This is a genomic window from Bradyrhizobium sp. TM233, from assembly GCF_036247965.1.
Taxonomy (GTDB): Bacteria; Pseudomonadota; Alphaproteobacteria; order Rhizobiales; family Xanthobacteraceae; genus Bradyrhizobium; species Bradyrhizobium ottawaense.
This window is the reverse complement of the sequence record NZ_BTIG01000081.1, coordinates 1-1,176: the sequence shown is the minus strand read 5'-3', so window position 1 is coordinate 1,176 and position 1,176 is coordinate 1. Positions and strand designations below refer to the sequence as shown.

At 62.4% G+C, this 1,176-nt stretch carries 1 protein-coding gene; it reads right to left on the bottom strand.

Annotated elements, in window-relative coordinates; genetic code table 11:
- Positions 1-77: 77 nt before the first annotated feature.
- A complete protein-coding gene (locus AABA86_RS33600) occupies positions 78-1,061 on the bottom strand; it encodes an IS110 family transposase (RefSeq protein ID WP_338309792.1) in 984 nt (327 codons plus the stop codon).
- Positions 1,062-1,176: the final 115 nt, after the last annotated feature.

Here is a 1,176-nt window from a genome sequence, read left to right as displayed (position 1 = left end):
CGGCGGCGGCGCGCGGCGTGGTCTTGAGGGCAGGTCGGGACGAAGAAACAGTCGCCGGATCGAACAAAGAAACGAGATCAGGTGCGAGAGCAGGTGACGGACACGATCGCGGTTCTGGGCGGTTCGGCGACCCACGGTGTTCCGCGGGCGACGACGGCGTTGATGATGACGATCAGCTTCCTGGCACAGGCGACCAGCGCGCGCTTGTGGCCCTTGCCGGCGGCGATCAGCCGGCTGTACAGGGCCATGAGCTGCGGATTCCAGCGGAAGGATGCCGGAAGAGCTGCGGTGTAGAGCGCCTGACGCAAGCGCTGGCGTCCGCCGTCAATCCTGCGGGCGCCGACATGCTTGCCGCTGTCGTCATCGTAGGGCGCAAGCCCGGTGAGGGCTGCGGCTTGCTCGCGGGTGATCTGACCGATCTCGGGCATCCTGATCAAGATGGCAACCGCGGTCGGCAAGCCGCTGCCGCCAACGCTGTAGATCAGATCGAGCCGTGCGGCGAGATCGCGATGCTTGCGGATCGCTGCCACCAGGGCCTTGAACTCGGCTCGTCTGTGCTTGGCCAACAGAGCGATCTGCTCCTTCCAGAACTTCTGGATACGTTCGTCATGGCAGCTCTCCAGCCGGTTCTTGAGCTTTGCGATGTCCTCCTTGATCTGGTCGATCATCGTCAGATGCACGGCAAAAGGCTGCAGCCGGGGGTCTGGAGCGGGATGGATCTTCTTGACCGCGGCGGTGCAGGCCGCAATCAATGCGGCATCCATTTTGTCGTTCTTGGCCCGTTGCAAATGGAACGTGGCATAGGCGCGGACCTGGATCGGCTGAAACACGATGACGACAAACCGCTGGCGTCGCAGTTCGGCGACCGCCGCCTGCTCATAACCACCGCTTGCCTCGATCCCAACCCGCTTGACCTTGTGGCGCTTCAGCCACTCCACCAGCTCCTGGTGGCCTTCCGCCGTGTTCTTGACCTGCAGCTCCTCCGAACTGCCATCGAGCGCCACGTCGAGCTTATCTTTGCTGGTATCGATTCCGGCACAGATCGTGTTACGTTTGGCCATCTTCCTCGACCCTCCCTTGTGATGCGAACCTGAAGTTCGTTCAACCATGCGGGTCCCGATGAAGTGCCGACCGCGATCTTGCTACAAAACGCAGCCCTCAAGGCTTCGGTGGGCA